General features: G+C 60.9%; 12 protein-coding genes. 8 read left to right on the forward strand and 4 right to left on the reverse strand.

What is annotated here, in order from left to right:
* The first annotated feature begins 56 nt into the window (after positions 1-56).
* The 5 genes from KY499_RS07745 to dndE all read left to right on the forward strand — a co-directional run bounded on the left by KY499_RS07745 (position 57) and on the right by dndE (position 5,054).
* Positions 57-557: a DNA sulfur modification protein DndB gene (locus KY499_RS07745; protein ID WP_219886708.1), complete on the forward strand. Its 501-nt coding sequence runs from the start codon at positions 57-59 to the stop codon at positions 555-557.
* Positions 547-1,191 carry a DNA sulfur modification protein DndB gene (locus KY499_RS07750; protein ID WP_219886709.1) on the forward strand — a complete coding sequence of 215 codons (645 nt, stop codon included), beginning with the start codon at positions 547-549 and terminating at the stop codon, positions 1,189-1,191. Before KY499_RS07745 ends, KY499_RS07750 begins: the two co-directional genes overlap by 11 nt.
* On the forward strand, positions 1,188-2,612 hold the full coding sequence (gene dndC / locus KY499_RS07755; RefSeq protein ID WP_219886710.1) for a DNA phosphorothioation system sulfurtransferase DndC: 1,425 nt from the start codon (positions 1,188-1,190) through the stop codon (positions 2,610-2,612). Before KY499_RS07750 ends, dndC begins: the two co-directional genes overlap by 4 nt.
* A 119-nt stretch (positions 2,613-2,731) precedes the next feature.
* Complete coding sequence (dndD, locus tag KY499_RS07760) at positions 2,732-4,711, forward strand: DNA sulfur modification protein DndD (RefSeq protein WP_219886711.1); 1,980 nt, start codon at positions 2,732-2,734, stop codon at positions 4,709-4,711.
* A complete protein-coding gene (gene dndE, locus KY499_RS07765) occupies positions 4,701-5,054 on the forward strand; it encodes a DNA sulfur modification protein DndE (protein WP_219886712.1) in 354 nt (117 codons plus the stop codon). Before dndD ends, dndE begins: the two co-directional genes overlap by 11 nt.
* Positions 5,055-5,147: 93 nt before the next feature.
* Here dndE and KY499_RS07770 read toward each other — a convergent pair whose 3' ends face one another.
* The 4 genes from KY499_RS07770 to KY499_RS07785 form a co-directional block, all read right to left on the reverse strand.
* Positions 5,148-6,989: a DUF262 domain-containing protein gene (locus tag KY499_RS07770; RefSeq protein WP_219886713.1), complete on the reverse strand. Its 1,842-nt coding sequence runs from the start codon at positions 6,987-6,989 to the stop codon at positions 5,148-5,150.
* Between the two features lie 10 nt (positions 6,990-6,999).
* Positions 7,000-10,119, reverse strand: a complete 3,120-nt coding sequence (locus KY499_RS07775; protein WP_258191079.1) for a DUF3427 domain-containing protein — start codon at positions 10,117-10,119, stop codon at positions 7,000-7,002.
* Between the two features lie 563 nt (positions 10,120-10,682).
* Positions 10,683-11,522, reverse strand: coding sequence for a hypothetical protein (locus KY499_RS07780; RefSeq protein ID WP_219886715.1), 840 nt, complete (start codon positions 11,520-11,522; stop codon positions 10,683-10,685).
* Between the two features lie 597 nt (positions 11,523-12,119).
* Positions 12,120-12,791, reverse strand: a complete 672-nt coding sequence (locus KY499_RS07785; protein ID WP_219886716.1) for an NUDIX domain-containing protein — start codon at positions 12,789-12,791, stop codon at positions 12,120-12,122.
* A 94-nt stretch (positions 12,792-12,885) separates the two neighbouring features.
* Between KY499_RS07785 and KY499_RS07790 the strand changes: the two genes are divergently transcribed.
* The 3 genes from KY499_RS07790 to KY499_RS07800 are packed head-to-tail and all read left to right on the forward strand — an operon-like array spanning position 12,886 to position 17,934.
* Positions 12,886-13,845 carry an ARPP-1 family domain-containing protein gene (locus KY499_RS07790; RefSeq protein WP_219886717.1) on the forward strand — a complete coding sequence of 320 codons (960 nt, stop codon included), beginning with the start codon at positions 12,886-12,888 and terminating at the stop codon, positions 13,843-13,845.
* A complete protein-coding gene (locus tag KY499_RS07795; protein WP_219886718.1) occupies positions 13,842-15,356 on the forward strand; it encodes an ADP-ribosylglycohydrolase family protein in 1,515 nt (504 codons plus the stop codon). Before KY499_RS07790 ends, KY499_RS07795 begins: the two co-directional genes overlap by 4 nt.
* A gap of 40 nt (positions 15,357-15,396) precedes the next feature.
* Positions 15,397-17,934 carry a sigma-70 family RNA polymerase sigma factor gene (locus KY499_RS07800; RefSeq protein WP_219886719.1) on the forward strand — a complete coding sequence of 846 codons (2,538 nt, stop codon included), beginning with the start codon at positions 15,397-15,399 and terminating at the stop codon, positions 17,932-17,934.
* Positions 17,935-18,222 lie beyond the last annotated feature (288 nt).

Genomic DNA, 18,222 nt, shown 5'->3' on the forward strand with positions numbered 1-18,222 from the left:
TGTATGTTATTCCTTTCATCTTGTACGTTATCGCTTTAACGTACTAGACTCATGGCATGTCCTCTCCTAAACGAACCGCCTCATCCCGGACTGGCGGCGGATTCTCAATTTCGTTTCCTGCCATGAGGGGTATCCAGGCGGGCCGAGAATTCTACGTGATCATGTGCCCACTAAGGCACCTTCCGAAGCTCTTTCTGTTCGACGAGGAACCAGTACCTGCGGAGCTGCGCGCTCAGCGGGCTCTAAATCGGAACCGGGTTCCTGCCCTGACCAAATACATCGTTGACAACCGGCACGACTACGTTTTTAGCGCACTGACGGCCAGTATCGACGGAGAGATGGCGTTCGAGGCAGTCCAAGACGACGCAGGTCATACGAATCGTCTAGGCGTTCTGAGTATTGCCATGGATGCGCGCTTCCTGATCAACGACGGACAGCACCGGCGTGCTGCGATAGAAGATGCAATGGCGATCGATCCGACGCTGATGGAGGAGACCATTCCGATTGTCATCTTCGGGGACGAGGGCCCTCAGCAGATCACAGCAGATGTTTGCTGACTTGAACAGGCACGCCATTCGGCCGGCCAAGAGCATCGGCGTTCTCTATGACCATCGCGACGACGAGTCTGCCGTGGTTCGCCTCGTTGTTTTGAAGTCCCCGTTCTTCCGGGGAGTTGTCGAGACTGAAAAGAGCAATCTGTCCCCGCGCTCGGGAAAATTATTCACCCTATCGGCACTGTACAACGCCACCCTCAGCCTCTTCTCGGGCCTGCAGTTCGACGCCATAGAAACTGCAGCCGCCGTAGCCAGAGACTTCTGGGAAGAAGCGGCTCGACATTTTCCGGAATGGCAGCAAGTCAGTGATCGGTCCGTATCCGCGGGCGAAATTCGAACCGAGTATCTCCACAGTCACGGCATCGCGTTGCACGCGCTGGGGAAAGTTGGAAATGTTCTCCTCAGGCAGAGCTTGGAGAAAGATGACTGGGTTCCATCGCTGCAAAAACTGGAAAGCATTGATTGGCGCCGATCTAACACAAAGACGTGGGAGGGTCGCGCGATGATCGGCGGACGAGTCTCAAAGGCAACCAACAACGTCGCCCTTACCACCAACTTCATTAAGACCCAATTAGGCATCGCGCTGACTCCAGAAGAGCAACGAGCCGAAGACAACTACCTAGAAGGAGCTCGATGAGCAAGGTCAGCGTTAGCCTTCCATTTGGCGGCCGCACGCTAAGCACGGCTGTGGATCACTTAGTGACGGAAATCCAGAACCTCTACCAAGAGGACAATACCCCCTGGGTTGTTGGGTACTCCGGCGGCAAGGACTCTACTGCCGTACTCCAACTCGTTTGGCTCGCCCTCAAAGGGTTACCAGCCGAAAAGCGTTCCAAGACCGTACACGTGATCAGCACGGACACCTTGGTCGAGAACCCCATTGTGGCGTCGTGGGTGACTTCGTCACTGATAACCATGGAGCGGGCGGCTCAGGAACAGGGCATCCCTATCGAACCGCACCGCCTCACTCCCGAGATCAAGGACACCTTTTGGGTGAATCTAGCAGGAAAAGGCTACCCGGCCCCACGCCCGAAATTCCGATGGTGCACCGACAGGCTGAAGATCAAGCCTTCGAACAAATTCATCAAGAGTCAAATCAAGCAGTATGGCGAGGCCATTCTCGTTCTGGGCACAAGAAAAGCCGAAAGCTCGGCTCGGGCAGCCTCGATGACGAAACACGAAAAAGGGCGAATGCGGGACCGGTTGTCCCCGAATGGAAGCCTCCCGGGCAGCTTGGTTTACAGCCCCGTTGAAGACTGGTCGAACGATGACGTGTGGCTCTTCCTCATGCAAGTCGCGAACCAGTGGGGCTACCCCAACAAGGACTTGCTCACCATGTATCAGGGGGCTAGCGCCGACGGCGAGTGCCCGTTGGTCGTCGACTCGTCCACGCCCAGCTGTGGAGACTCGCGCTTCGGCTGCTGGACGTGCACGCTCGTCGAGAAAGACAAATCGATGACGGCCATGATCCAGAATGATGAGGAAAAGGAATGGATGCTCCCTCTCCTCGAGCTTCGCAACGAGCTGGATGTTGTAGATGACCGGCCACTTCGCGACTTCCGCCGCATGGCCGGTAACGTGACCCCATTTCACGATGCAACTGTGCCGGGACCGTACACGCAGGATGCACGAGAAAACTGGCTGCGAAAATTGCTGCAGGCTCAGGAATGGGTGCGCGAGCATGGCCCTGAGTCAACAGTGGAAATCGAACTCATCACAATCCCCGAACTCCACGAAATTCGACGGATCTGGGTCTTCGAGAAACACGAAATCGAGGACTCTCTGCCGCGTATCTACCAGGAAGTCACCGGACGAGAGTTCCCAGGGCGGCCCCTTGAAGAAAACATGGTTCTGGCAAGTGACGATGTCGAGATCCTCAAGGAGATCTGCGGCGACGACAGGCTGCATTTTGAGATGACGCGATCACTTGTTGCAGTAGAGCGGAGCCACCGCACAATGGCCCGCCGCGCCGGTCTATACGACCAGCTCGAGAAATCCGTTCGCCGCGCGTTCTACGACGGTGAAGAGGATGCCACGGAGCGGGGCCCGAACCCTTAGCCAGGCGAAGAACCTCCGCAAGGAAGGATTTAAGGTCGTACGCGACGACGAATCCACGGAGGACGAGTCGTCCTTTGCGGACGTTCCCGAAGCCAATGAGAACGACCAGAGGTTGGACCGTGTTTTTTAGCGAACTAAGCATTGAAAACGTCGGGGTCTACAGGGGACGTCAGACCCTGGATTTGAGAACTGAGAAGACCCGGCCGGTTATCCTCATCGGTGGCATGAATGGCTGCGGAAAGACCACTCTGCTCGATAGTCTCCACATGGCGCTGTACGGGCGCCGCGCAAGACTGTCGAACCGGGGCAACCTTGGGTGGGAACCCTTTCTGCGTCAAAGCATCAGCCGTGGAGTTCCCGCCTCGCATGGTTCTAAACTCGCCCTTACCTTCCGGATTGACCATGAAGGGTCCGAAAGGGAGTATCGGGTCGAAAGGTCATGGCGAGTTCGGAACTCCTCACTGGATGAGACGGTGAATGTATTCCTAGACGGAAAGTTCAACCGTGCTCTCTCGGAAGGGTGGGCCGAACACGTGGAAGAGATCCTCCCCTTGGAGATCGCAAGCCTCTTTCTCTTCGACGGCGAGAAAATTGAATCCCTCGCGGACCCGGACACCGCCGCGACGGTGGTCCGCTCTGCAATAGATTCGCTTCTGGGCATCGGCACTATCAAGCAGCTTCGGGCTGATTTGAGGGCTCTGCAGCGTCGGCAGCCCTCAGTTGCCTCTGACTCAGATTCAGAAGCGACGCTACAAGGGCTCGAGACCGAACGTGCGGTAGCTTGTGATGAGTTGGACCGTCTTGCCCAGGCTGAAGCTGCCGCGTCAAATGATGTGCGTGCCGCCCAGAAACTGCTATCAGCGGCCGAGGGCCGTTTTGAGTCAGATGGCGGCACGTTGTTTCTACGGCGAAAGGAATTGGAGGACAGCCAAGCAAGGCTGCAACGAGAGATTGCTAGCGCGCGCCAACTCCTTCATGAAACCGCCGCAGGCATCTACCCCCTTGTCCATCTGTTGGATCAACTGGGCGAGCTGTCAGCGCAGGCCGAAAGCGACGATGGAAAGCGGCTTTCAAGTCGCGTAGCTCGAGTTCTAGAGACTCGGGATAGAGAAATCGTTGCGAAGATGCCTGCTGAGTTCAAGAACCTTCTTGCCGCGACCCTCGAATCAGATCGTCGTGGAAGGAACGTTGAAGCCGACTCCATTCCAATTACAGAGCTCTCCACTTCGGGGAGGGCACAGTTGGCAACCCTCGAAAGCACGCTACTGGCTGCGGAAACGGCCGCCAACGAGAAGCTGGCCTCACTTGAATCTCTGAAACGTGAACTAGATGAGGTGGACGGTCAACTGGGTGGCGTGCCTGATGACGCCACCATCGCGGTCCGTATCAACGAGGTCAATGCAGCTCGCGAGGTACTTGCTCGAAGTCAAGCGAAGGTTCATTTCATCCAAGAAGAACACGCGCGGGGCGTCGTAGTTCTCGAGTCCGTGGAATCCCGCCTCGCTGTTGCTGAGGCCAAGAGAATTGAACTCAGTGTTCAAGCCGAGGACGTGCAACGCATCGTTGCGCACACCGAGCGCGTGCGACAAACGCTTGTCACGCTTGCCGAACGTCTCACCGAGCGGCACCTGGGCAGGATCGAGGTTGCCACTCTCGATAGCCTACGGCGGCTCATGCGCAAGGATTCGCTGGTTCGCGATCTGAAAATTGAACCGACCAGTGGCCGAATCGTGCTTTTTGACTTCGAGGGTGAGGAAATGTCGTCGAGCCGGTTGAGTGCAGGTGAACGCCAGCTCCTGGCCGTCGCCCTGCTGTGGGGACTCGCCCGCGTCGCGGGTCACCGGTTGCCCACCGTCATTGACACTCCCCTGGGCCGTCTCGACAGTCAACACCGGATGAACCTCGTTGACCGGTACTTCCCCGTTGCCGGCAACCAGGTGCTTCTGCTCAGCACGGATCAGGAAATTGATGAAGACTTGATGCGACGACTGTCCGGATCAATAAGTAGGAGTTACCTGCTCTCCAATGACGCCACTACAGGCTCTACGACAGTGAAAGACGGCTACTGGTGGGACATGGAGGAATCTAATGTCGCTTGATTTTGTGCGTATTTCTCAGTCCGGGCGTGACCAGTTGATTCGCCTCAAGCGGCACACGGGTATTCAGAACTGGAATGTCTTGTGCCGGTGGGCTTTTTGTCTCTCCTTGAAGGACAGCAATCCCCCCTCGCTGTCCCCGATTGTGACTGATTCCAACATCGAGATGACCTGGAAGACTTTTGGCGGCAGCCATGAAGAGATCTACAAGGGTCTGATTCAGGTCAGAGCCGTACAGGACGGCTTCGAAAGCTATGACGCAGCCCTTGTTGCCCACGTCCATCGCGGCCTGAGCATACTCCTGGCCAAGGAAATGAATTCCATCGAGGACATATTCTCGAGCTAATTCCTCAGATGGGCACGCAGTGGGGGCCAGACCATGTCTGGCCCCACTGCGACTTGCCAATGTTCCTACGAAGTAGCCTGGTTAGTAGGCCATCTAAACACGGTTGATAAGTTCGTTGGCAATGTGTTCGATGCGTGCGTCCCCGAGCTTCGATCCCGAATTGGGTTGAAGCCCAGCCTGAGAGTCCAGATCGGAAGCCAGCCGCCGCGACGCGTCATTCTTGAGCCACGCACAGTAAGGATGCGTGCTACTCGCGTTCCCATAGTAAGTGTCGACATTTGCTTGCAGCTTCACGGTCGGCACGGCGTGCTTTGCACTGGAGTTCTGAGCGCCTGGAAGCGGCGCGAGGTTTCTCAAGCGTCGGCCCTCAGCGTACCCCGGCAAGCTGTCTTTCAGACTAGCCTCTGGGAGCACATGATCAACGGCCCAACTTGACGCTCCTCGTCCAAACTTAAGTGGAACAAACGAACCTCCGGCCGGAGCCTGGCCCCCTTGGCGAACCGGTAGCAGCATGGCGTTGAAGACCGTTCTGGCCGCCCTCTTATCAACGCCCTCAAGAGAGGTTCGCAGCCATCCAATCCCAACTAGAGTGGACACGTCCACCCCCGTCGCGTCCAGCGAAAGTCGATTGGCGGCAGCAAGCAGACTAGCCATTGAGCCCCGCAAGCAGTCAACGATGATGGGCGATTGATATCCAATCTTGCGAGCAAACATACTACGAAGACTTGCGCATAGCACGGCGTGCAATTCAGCTCGATCTTGGGCAGACGCACCGGCGGGTGTCAAAAATGTTGGTAACACGCCGGAAGATCTGAAACTGCGCAAATGACTGGCCATAACAATGCCAAAGGGGATCGCGCCGATGGACCGAACTTGATCCAGGTATGGATCTGAGCTGTTCTTGAAGCCTAGAACAAACTCCAGGAAAGGGTCGACATCTTTGGCTTTACTGAGCTGCTGTGGCCCCCATGTCGGGAACACATCCGTCGGAGCTGCCGCTGAAGCGCCGGTCAGGCACTTCAGAACGGAGTTTACGAAAGGAAGGAGATCACTGTCATTGGATCCCTTGTGCGTGAATATGTCGGTGAAGTCGTTCTCAAATGCTTCGATCTCTGAAGGTGTCCAAGAAGCCTCCGTTGCCTTTACGACCATATGGGCGCGCAAAAGGTCGACTGGTCCAAGATCGACACGGATGGTGTTGAGCCCTAGGAATGTGTGCATGAGTTCGAGACCACTGCCAAACCCATCCCAACGGTCCAGAGCGATGGGCCTGACGAGCATTAGCTTCATGAAGCTGTCCGCGAAAGTGCTCAGTTGAGTCGGTTGTAGTTGCTTGTCCAGCCACGTATCCATCGAGTCGGCGAATATCTTGTACTGGTCTTTTATCGCCTTGCGCGGATGATTCAGCAGCTGATGGTGATTGTGCAAAATGATTGGCATAAGGCCGGAGTACCGGGCTGCGATCTGCTGAAAAGAAGCTCTCGCGTTGCTAAAGGGGGCGCCACTCTCAAGAACCTTCCTTTGAATTCCCTGAAGTAAGCAAACCCCCGTGCTCAGTCGTTGCAAGCCATCAGCTAGCTCCTCGTAGTCACCCCCCGCAGCGCCCACGACAGAAGCGCTTACATAGGCTGTGGGCGTGGCACGGAATTTTCCCAAAACGACCGTTCCGATTACTGGGCTTGTCGAATAAACGAGATCATCGACTTCCTCAGGTCCCCAAGAAATACCGCGCTGGTAATTCGGGATCATCGTCGGATGTTCCCGCACCAAGGACATACCTTGCGGCCAACCTCCGCCGGCAGCTGTTGGCAAAAGGACTGTTTCTGCGATCCAATCCCCAAAGCTGGGTTCGGCCGTATTGCGCGATAGCGGCATTTTTCTCCCTATTGATTGTTGAGTCCCCATAATTACACGAATTAAGACGATAGTTGACATCGCCCTAACGTCACTGAGCCACGGCAGCAGCCGTCGCAAACACATCAGCCGGCATCGGCCGGCGCAGCTTCCAGGTGATCGCGATCGGTTTCTCCCCCGCGTGCTGCACATAGTCCACCTGGCCGAGGCACGTGTACGGAACGGTCAGGCCGGTCTCATCCTCTGAAGTATCCCTAGTGAAGATCAGAATCCTCGATCCATGCCCCGCCCGGTCCAGATACCGCCGGCCCGTCGGACTTCCGGGCGAGGTCGCGTTCTGCGATTCCCAGTGGAACAGCTCTGGGCTGATGGCGTAGTCCTTGTACATGGTGGTGGCCGAGTGCTTCTTGTCGTCCTTGTTGAGTGTGACGAAGAAGGCGTCCGTGGACATTGCCGGGCACCAAGCCACGCCCTCGCGGTGCTGTACGTTCTTGCCAAGCTCCAGCGACCCGTATTGGAGCGCCGCCAGAATCTCCTCCCGCCGGTAGGTCGCATGAGAGAGCAGCGGAACATGCTGCAGCCCGGCCCCGAGGCCCTTGGCGGCATGCCGGGAGGCTGCCACGCCGAGCTTCACGACCTGCCGGATCTCGCTGCAGATAAACTGGTAGCCGCGCAGATAGTCCAGACCGGCGTCGTACGACGGGAACCCGCCGCCGTCGTCCCACAGCGTGTAAAAGAGCATGCGCGCGAATATCTTCTCCCGCATGCCGAGCTCAGCGTAGCGGGGCGCGTCCGCCCCGACGAGCATCGAGTACGCCGCAGCGCGTTCCGGATCATCCACGTGGATCAGCGCGGCCATCCGGCCGAGGAGCTTCTTCTCGTCACCATCGGAGAGCTCCTTAATCCTTCCGCTGAGGACCGTCTCCAGCGGCGAGAACCCCCCGATCAGCCCCGCCTGGCGAAGGTAGCCGGTCCACGAATCCCTGGTCGAACGGTAAATCGACTTCACGTCGTTCCCGGACCGCTCCAGGTAGGCCTCCAGTTCGGTCTCCGCGTACGAGGCGATGTCCCGGACCAGCTGGGCGCGGTTGAACCGCAGCTGCGCCCTGATGTTGTCCAGCACAACCTTCTGCGCCACCCGGTCCAGCACAATCTGAGAGCCCGACGGCAAGTACGGGAACTCGTCCTCGACAGCTTTTTCCAGCTTCTTGCGCCCGTACCCGGTGAGCGCCCGGTAGCGCAGGTCGAAGCGGAATTCACGGTGCTGCTGGCCGATGAAGTCCATGACGGTCAGCACCGCCTTGCCCTCGGCGCGGCGCAGCCCGCGCCCCAGCTGCTGGAGGAAGATCGTGGCGCTCTGCGTGGGCCGGAGCATCAGGATAGTGTCCACCTGCGGCAGGTCCAGGCCCTCGTTGAAGAGGTCGACGGCAAAGATGCAGTTGATCTCACGTGCGGCGAGCCGCTTCAGCGCCGCCGCACGGTCGGCGTCGTCGGTGCTGCCGTCGACGGCGACGGAGGCAATGCCGGCGCGGTTGAAGACCTCGGCCATGTAGTGGGCGTGCTGGACCGAGACGCAGAAGCCGATGGCCCGCATCTGCTCGGCGCTGGTGACCTTGTCGCGGAGTTCGCGGATCACCTTGGCGGCGCGTGCGTCGTTGCCGGTGTACAGGTTGTTCAGCTGCGCGGTGTCGTAGTTGCCGCGCTTCCATTCCAGCTGGCTGAGGTCGACGTCGTCCGAGACGCCGAAGTAGTGGAAAGGCACCAGCAGATCGGCGTCCAGGGCGTCCCACAGGCGCAGTTCGCTGGCGGTGCGGCCATCGAAGAACTGCTCGGCGACGTCGACACCGTCACCGCGTTCCGGCGTCGCGGTCAGCCCGAGGAGCTGCTGCGGCTGCAGGTGGTCCAGCAGCCGGCGGTAGGTGGGCGCCATGGCGTGGTGGAATTCGTCGATGACGACGACGTCGAAGAAGTCGGGTTCCAGCTTGTCGATGCCGAGAGCGGACAGCGACTGGACGGAGGCGAAGATGTGCTTCCACTGCCGGGGTTTGTGCTCGCCGACGTAGAGTTCGCCGAAGGCGCCGTCCTGCATGACGTTGCGGTAGGTGCGCATGGCCTGCTTAAGGATTTCCTGGCGGTGCGCGACGAACAGCAGCTTCAGGTCTTTGCCCGCTGCTTCGCAGAGAGACTTGTAGTCCAGCGCCGCAATGACGGTCTTGCCGGTACCGGTGGCCGCGACCAGGAGGTTGTGGTTGAAGCCTTTGAGCCGCTCGGCTTCGAGATCTTCGAGCATCTCCTCCTGGTGGAGGAAGGGTTGGAGCTCGAGGCCGGTGGCTGCCCCGGGGACGGCTGTTCGCCGGCCGCCGTTGCGTTCCAGAGCGGCGTCGAGCTTTTCGCCGTCGCGTTCGGGATCGTAGCTCTGGAAGGCGCGCTGCTCCCAGTAGCTGTCGAACGTGACCTCGAACTTCTGCAGCAGGGTGGGCGTGCCGACGGAGCTGAGCCGGACGTTCCATTCGAGGCCGTCCAGGAGGGCTGCCTGGCTGAGGTTGGAGCTGCCGACGTAGGCGGTGTCGAAGCCGGAGTTGCGGCGGAACAGCCAGGCCTTGGCGTGCAGGCGGGTGGCCTGGGTTTCGTAGTTGATCTTCACCTCGGCGCCGTAGCGGTTGACGAGTTCGTCGATGGCGCGGCGTTCCGTGGCGCCCATGTAGGTGGTGGTGATGACCCGGAGTTTGGCGCCGCGCTCCTTGAGCTGCTGCAGCGCTGGTTCGAGGAGTCTTAGCCCGGTCCAGCGGACAAACGCGCAGAGCAGGTCTACGGTGTTGGCGGATTCGATCTCGGTTCTGAGCTCCGCGGCCAGGTTGGGATCGTCCTTGCTGTTGGTGAGCAGGGCCGAGTCGCTCAGTTTGGTGGTTGGTCGGCGCAGGTTGCGGCGCTTGAGCATATCCGGGCGGTGGAGGGACTGGAGCTGGGTGGGACCGGGTGCGATGCGGTCTGCAGTGTTCAGTTCCTGGAGGAGCTTGTTCGCGAGGGCCACGCGGTCGGTGGGCTTGGCTGCGGCGAGGGCCCGTCGGACGGCGTCGGCGACGTGGCGGGCGAGGATGTCCGAGGAGTCTTGGTCTTCTATGTTCGCGAAGACCGGCTGAAGTTCTGCCTCATTATTCAGCTGTTTGCCCAGTGCGTCCGTGTTGAGAAGTTCGTACAAGCCCTCGGGCAGCCGCTCCGCCGCCCCTCCCCCAATGAAATTAGTCACTGCGCCAGGATATCGGCTGTTAACAGTCTCCGGGGCGACTAACGTTCCAGTCCACCGTCGGGGACAAATGATCGTCGTGGCTGGAATTACTGCCGCTCCCGCAATAAGGGTGCAGTTATGCTCTAACGGGCATGGCCAGTGGGTTGGTTCAGGCAATACGTGGACCTTGGGAGAATCAGGTCGTCGCGGCCTGATTTGTCTACCGCAAGGCCCTCGTGTTGAACGCTACCTGCCATTACTTTGACCGAACTAATTCTGTTGCCTTAGCGGGCTCGATATCGAGGTGACCGGGCAGTATGTCCGCCCGAATCGTGCCGTCCTGGCCTCCCGTTCACCGATCCTGATCATGGCGTTCGAGGTGGGGTGCCGAATGTCGAGCGGAACACGGTCGCCTGGCCCGCAGGACCGCGTACCCTTGGCTTTGTAACGGCACGACCTATTCGCAACCAGCCGCTGAAGGCCGTCCATCATCGCAAATGCGCGGGCTGCGTGGCGCGAGTGAGGCACGGGATCACTCGTCCCGAAGTCTAACTAGGACGGTCCAAAGAAGCCAAGATGTCATGGACGATGTTATTCCTTACTATCTTCCTGAACTCCACGTCATCCTCGCGAGCCTTTTTTGAAACTGTCACATGTATCTCGTTAGCAATTTTCCACAACCTCGGAGCCCGCTTGTTTCTTGCATCGATTGTCATTTCAACGTCAAAGATCCCCTCGTTCATCAGGCCAAAGGTATATATCGTTGCGCCGGCTTTGCTCGAAGCCGGGACGGCCAAAAGCGATACGTATAGGCCAAGGATGCCCTTTTCATCGTCTTGCCCAATATCTGCGTGAAAGTACTGCCCGTCCCGATCATCGTCCGCTTGGAGCTTCCAAGCAATAGAACCAGTTGCGGTCAGGTCCCTCACAAGTGAAAGTATTTCTTCATCCTGGGAGTATAGGAAGTAGTCTCTGTCGCCCAGCGCATCCATGCACTCATAGAGCTCCGATTCCTTTTCGGAGTCAATTCCCTTCGGATTGCTTAAGTACTGGACTACAGCGTTGAAGGCCCGCTCCCTTACGGCACTGGAGATTTGATCTTGGACGGCCTTAAATAGACCACTAAAGTCAATGCCCTGAGCATTTTTCTTAACAGTGACTCGTTTGCGCTCTTCGAACGACCCTCCCTCCATTCGTTTGTCTAAACACAGCTCATAAGAGTAATTTCTTTCATAGCCCCAGATGCTCAGCGTGGTATTTTCGTCAATGGCGGTTTCGTAGCTTCGAGTATTATCCGGACCTCTATCTGTCGTGGACCACAGGAGTCCTTTAGATTTCGTTTTTCGAATGGCTTTGTCCACCAGAAGCTCCCAGAGGTTTGCGTCCACACCCAGATCCTTTTTGTCGCTAATAGAAACTAGAGTCATCGTACTGCTATCCGGAAGCCTTGGAGTGCCTGCTGGCCGCAGGGTGGAATGTAACGCAGTTTCGCGACGAACTTCCCACAGTTAGGCGGGCTCGGGCTCGCCGACAACCATTTTCATGACATCGTGCACGATGTAAGGCGCGCGCCCACGAACGCCCCCCAAAGAACCACCAGATGGTCACGGTGGTGTCGCACGAACCGCTCCGCAAACTGTAGTGAACGGGGAAGCTGGATATCATTCCAATGGCGAACGCACCTAAGGCCGGCGCCAGCTCGGCTGACAGGCACACTGCACTCGCAACCGCAGGAAGGCAGTTTGAGCTCTTCCTGGACGTGATGGCCGCTTACGCCATTGGCAACCATTCACGCCTGTTGCCATCTGTGTACCACCAACGCCTGGCCGGCGATGAGCTGGAGCTGCGGCGTCAACTTCTTACTCTCACCAAGCAGGACCGGTCAGCAGGAACGGCCGAAGTATGGGGCGTTCTCGACAAGGCCCTCCGGGAACTGGTGTTAAGCGGCCAGTCTAGGTCCTGCATGGGGAGACCAAGGATGCGGTTTACTCCGCTCCCCGCACCCACAACCTCGACGGCCTCCCCCGCGTCCCGTCGGACATCTGCCCCGTCCCCTGCAGCTGCGGCTCCATGAACCGCCGGAACGTGTCACGCATCAACGCCGAGGCCGCCACCGCCTCGTGCATCTCCCGCAGGTCCTTCAGCGTGAACGGCTCAGTCAGCAGCTCCCCCGGGTCCGGCGCCTCCGCGTAGACAGCCCGCAGCCACGCCACTGACTTGGCCACAATGTCTGCGTGGCCGTACGGCAGCGCCGCAATCAGCTCCGGCTCCCCAGTCACGGACGCCAGCCGAACGCCGTCGGACTTCAACGCTCCTTCCAGAGCCGCCAGCGGCACCACGTCCACGTGCGCGACCGACAGCACCCAGCCGCGGTCGTCGCGCGCCGGGTCGTCGAAGACCTGGAGCTGGCGCGGCACGCGCCCGGAGATCCCGGCCTTCTCCCGCAGGCAGCGCAGCACCGCGTCCGCCAGGGTCTCGCGCTCCCGCAGGAACGTGCCGGGCAGCGCCCACTTTCCGTGCTGGTGATCCTCCGCCCGCCGCACCAGCAGCACCCAGACGGAACCATCCGCTACCGTCAGCACCGCCGTATCCACCGCCACCGAGGGGCGCGGGTAGTCGAGCAGGGACGTTCCGGGGTCGTTCTTTGAATCCTTCACATGATTATTTATCGCAGTATTGCGCTAAAGATGCAAGCCGTGCATACTGGACCCAATTAGCGCAAAACTGATCTAAATCACCCGGAGGTTCACCATGAAAGTCCCCCAGCTTCACGTCGGCGCCGGCAGCAGGCTCGGCCCGCTCAGCATCTTTCCCGTCTGGACCTCCGGCCCCGGCAGCCTGGGCATCAGCACCGGCACCCACGCCGACGTCGCCGTGACCGAGCTCGCCAGCGGCCCCCAGGTCGCCCGGCTCACCGTCACCAACAACGGCCCACACCCGGCCCTGCTCCTGGAAGGCGAGCTGCTCGAGGGCGGCCAGCAGCACCGGACCTGCGCCCGCGACGTCGTCCTGGGTCCCGGCGAAACCCGGGACATCGACACGTTCTGCGTCGAGGCCGGCCGCTGGGAAGCCGGCCAGTCCAGCCACCGCCGGCAGGCGCGGCGCGCCCCGCTGAACGTCTGGTCCGAGCTGGCCAACGGCCTCGACGGCCGCCGCGGCGGCGACCGTCAGGGCCGAATTTGGGAGCGGGTCAGCCGCTTCGATGCGGCCCGCGGCGCCTCGGTGACCAGCTCCCTGCTGGACCACATGGACCTGTTCACGGACAACGCGCACAACCGCTTCGACGCCGCGGACGCCCCGTCACCGCTGGAGGGCCAGCGCGGCGTCGTCATCGGACTGGGCACGCAGCCGCTGCTCCTGGAGGTCTTCGGCACGCACACGCTCTTCCGCCGGCACTACCGCCAGCTGATCGACTCCGCACTGCTGGACCTCGAGCTCCTCTCACCCCAGGCACTCGCCTCCGGTCCCATGCCGGGCCAGCGGGCCCGCGACTTCGCCGCCCACGTCCAGGCGCTGGACTTCGGAACGTTCGACGGCGGCGCCGCGGCGGTCGAGGTCCGGAGCCACGGCGGCCTCCGGAGCCGCAATGTCTCCCGCGCCGCCGGTGCGGTGTCCGCGGCGGGCATCGCCGTCGAACTCCCTAGCCGCCGCCCCCAGCTGGCCCACCTGACCGGCTGGAACACCCACCACCCCCTGATGGAGCTGGCATGAAACTGACCCCCTTACAGAATGACCGCGCGGCCGGCGTCCTCGTCGCCCTGGCCTCCGGGGACGCCCTCGGCGCCTGCTACGAGTTCGGCGCGCCGCTGCCGGACGGCGCCGAGGTCACCATGAAGGGCGGCGGGCCGTTCGGCTTCGCCCCGGCCGAGTGGACCGACGACACCTCCATGGCCGTCCCGATCGCCCAGGCGTTGCTCGAGGCAGCGTCCGACGCCGGATCCTCCTCCCCCGCGCTCACCATGGTGGTCCGCGTCTGGACAGCGTGGGCGTCCGAGGCCAAGGACGTGGGCGCCCAGACCAGCTCCGTGATCGCCGCTGCTCGCCGGCTGGCGTCCGTGGCGGGGCGGAGCAAGGTCACTGCCGCCGATTTCGGTGCTGCGGCCGCGGCCTTCCATGCCCGCACCGGCCGCAGCGCCGGCAACGGCTCGCTGATGCGCACCGCTCCCCTGGCGCTGGCTTATCTGGACCGGGATCCGGCGTCGTTGATGGCCGCTGCAGGGGCACTTAGTGCGCTGACCCACGCCGACCCGGACGCGCAGGAGGCCTGCGGGCTCTGGTGCGTGGCCATCCGGGAGGCGGTCCTGACCGGGCGGCTCGACGTCCGCGCCGGGCTCTCGCTACTGTCACCCGTGCGTGCCGCCCTGTGGCTGGAGCGGATCGAGGTGTCCGAGCGATCCCGGCCGCGGGACTTCAGCCGCAACGGCTGGGTGGTCGAGGCCTTCCAGGGCGCCTGGAGCGCCATCCACTTCGCGGGCCTGACCTCGTCCGGCCCGGCGCACCTGCGCGCGGCGCTGGAGGAAGCGGTCCGCGGCGGCCGGGACACCGACACCGTCGCCGCCATTGCCGGTGGGCTGCTCGGTGCCGCCTGCGGCTACACGGCGGTGCCGTTCGAATGGCGGCGCCGCCTGCACGGCTGGCCCGGACTCCGGGCCCGCGACCTCATGATGCTCGGCATGGAGCTGGGCCGCGGCGAGGGCCGCCGGCCCGCAGCCTGGCCGCGCGCCGAACGCCAGGACTACAGCATGTGGGGCCGCACCGATGCGCTGGTTCAGCACCCGCACGACGACGGCGTCTGGCTGGGCGGCGTCGGGTCTCTCTCGCGGGTGGCCGAGTTGGGGATCGACGCCGTGGTGTCACTGTGTCGGCTGGGGACATTGGACGTGCCCGGGGTGGCGCCGGAGGAACACGCCACGTTCTGGGTCATCGACTCCCCTATTGAGAAGGACAACGCGCATGCCGCGTTTGCGCTGCGCGACGCGGCGGCCGCCGTCGAACGCTTCCGCGCGGAGGGCAAGACCGTGCTGCTGCACTGCGTCCGGGCGGAGTCCCGGACGCCGACTGTGGCGGCCTTGTATGGGGCTCGGGTTGCGGGGATCACTCCGTTGGAGGCGCTGGAAGATGTGCGCGGGGTGCTGCCAGGGGCGAATCCGAACCCGCTGTTTCTTAGGCTACTCGGCGCGGTGCCGACGGACCGAGTGAATAGTGTCACACCGGCCAAGTAGTCTGCTTTCACGAGCTTGAACAGTCCAAATGGGGGATGAAATGACTGACCTGATCCAAGAGGTAATGCATGGGGCGGACTCCGAGCCCGCCGCGGCTGCCTCTGTCCCGACGGCCTATGACTATGCCTTCCTGTACTCGTGGCAACAGGAAGCTCTGAAGGCCTGGCATGCAAATGCCCGACGAGGCGTGGTGGAGGCGGTCACCGGATCAGGCAAGACTCGCGTCGGCATCGCTGCTGCATTTGAGGCCGTCCGCCAAGGAATCAAGGTCTTGATTCTCGTCCCCACGGCAGAACTCCAGCGTCAGTGGTTGTCCTCCATCCAGCGCGATCTCCCCCGGGTCCGCCGGGGCGCACTCGGCGATGGCCGCACAGATTCACTCGATCAGGTGGACATCCTGGTGGCGATTGTCCACTCGGCGTCCAACCGCGAGACGCTGCGAAGCCACAAGGCCGGGCTGATCATCGCGGACGAATGCCACCGCTACGCCGCCCCCATGTTCACCGGGGCTCTTCAAGAAGGATTCGCCTGGCGACTCGGACTGACCGCCACGTACGAGCGGTCGGACGGAGAGCACGAGACGGTCTTGTCGCCCTATTTCGGCGGAGTCGTCTACAAGCTTTGGTACGACCGCGCGCTAAAAGACAATGTCATTGCGCCGTTCGACATTGCCCTCGTCGGTGTTGAACTCACGCCGACGGAGAGAGTCAATTACGACGACCTCTCGAACTCCATGCTTGAAGCGGCGCGCAACCTGGAGACCTACGCCGGGATCCCCCGGCGGCCGTTCCACCAGTTTATTGCCGCAGTCTCCGCGCTGGCTGGGTCAGATTCCATCACTCGGGAATCGACGATTGCTCGGAAGTACATGCGGGCGATGGCGTCCAGGCTCACGTTGCTGGCGGAGGCCCGGACGAAGTACCACGCCTTGGCGGCGCTCAAGGAAACCGTGGACACCTCCCGCGGCACGCTGGTGTTCACCCAGACCCAAGAGTCTGCACGGAGAGCCCAGGAGCTGTACACGGCAATGGGCTCAAAGGCTTCCGCCATTTTCAGCGGCATGGCCAAGGATGAACGCCGGCAGGGCATGGAGGACTTCCGCAACGGCACTTCGCAAATCCTCGCTGCGCCGAGGTTGCTCGATGAAGGCATCGACGTGCCCGAAGCTGACCTCGGCATCATCGTCGCGGCCAATCGCAGCCAGCGGCAGATGGTCCAGCGACTGGGACGCGTCATCCGCAAGAAGGCCGACGGACGGGTCGCGCGTCTCGTTGTCCTGTACTCAAGGGACACTGTCGAAGACCCCAATGTCCAAGGCGAAGAGTTCCTCGGCCGGGTGCTCCCGTTCGCCCGCAAGGTCGAGTTCTTCGACATCAAGACCGATTTGGACCGGCTGCAGAACTTCCTCCACCACGTTGTGGCCGAGCCCAAAACCGAGCCCGCGCCGCCCGTCGGTGAAATGGATCCGACTGCCTGCGTGGAGCAGCCCCAGGCGTTGCCCGAGCCACCAGTTGAAGAACCCGAAGATGATGCCGAGCTAGTAGGTTTCGATTTGAAAGACGATGAGTGGCCTGAAAAGCTTGCCGACAGCGAGAGTGTCACCGACGACGCCGTCGCGGACTACCTCCGGCGCTTGGGCCGTCACGAATTGCTGACGGCCGAGCAGGAGGTGGAGCTGTCCCAGGATATCGAGGCCGGACTCTTTGCGGAGCATCTCCTTGGCGTGAAGGATCCGACCCGCCCGCGGCGGGAAATCCGGGAACTGGAGTTTCTTGTTCTGCTGGGGAAACGAGCCGCCGAGACGCTTCTGAACGCGAATCTTCGGTTGGTCGTGTCGATCGCCAAGAACCACACGAATCGCGGGCTCGACTTTCTGGACCTGATCCAGGAAGGAAATCTGGGTCTGCACCGGGCCGTCTGCAAGTTCGACTTCACGCTGGGATTCAAGTTCTCGACCTACGCGACGTGGTGGATTCGCCAAGCCATCACCCGGGCGCTCGCTGATCAAGCACGTCTTATCCGATTGCCCGTTCACGTTGTGGAGCAGATTCAGAAGCTGCAGTCGGCGCAGCGGTCTGCTGCAATGAACGGCACGTCATGTACCGATGAAGATCTTGCCCAGCTCACTGACAACTCAGTCGAGAAGATCGATTTCCTTCTGACGCTGGACAAGGCGATCTACTCGCTGGATATGCAGGTGCCCGATGGTCGAGGCGGAACCGAAGCTCTTGCCCAGCGGCTGGCCGATCCGTTTGATATGGATGTGAATGATTCGCTCTTTCACGAGCTCATGAAGGACCAAGTGCATGCCGTTCTGGACACACTTGAAGAACGGGAGGCTGGAATCATTGCCATGCGCTTCGGAATGACTGATGGCCAGGAACAGACCTTGGACGCAATTGGTCAAGTGTATGGCGTCACCCGTGAGCGAATCCGGCAGATCGAAGCTAAGACGATGAAAAAGCTTTGCCATCCGTCGCGATCACAGGTGTTGCTTCAGTACATGTTTGACGGTTACGACTCGCAGCACACGGAAGTGATCGTGGAGACTGCAGCCACCGTTGAGGGGAGCGACTGAGCAATCGCCCAATCCGCGGTCCGCGGCCGCGGGGACAGACATCATCACCTCCCCAACAATGTCGGAAGCTACTGGTAGAAATGTGATCACGACTACAACTCCTGAACGCAGTCGGGGACAATGTCCGCCCACGATTAGGAGTCAACATGGGGGAAGTAATTTGCGGGCAGCCGAAACGACCCGTTGTTTCCGTTCGCCGGAATCAATGCACCGTGACATTGCAAGGACTGCTTATGCAGCCGGAGAACCTCTCCGTGCCACCGCCGACCATTTAGGGTGCACCGTCGA

Source organism: Arthrobacter sp. PAMC25284 (genome assembly GCF_019443425.1).
In the GTDB taxonomy this organism is placed as follows: Bacteria; Actinomycetota; Actinomycetes; order Actinomycetales; family Micrococcaceae; genus Arthrobacter; species Arthrobacter oryzae_A.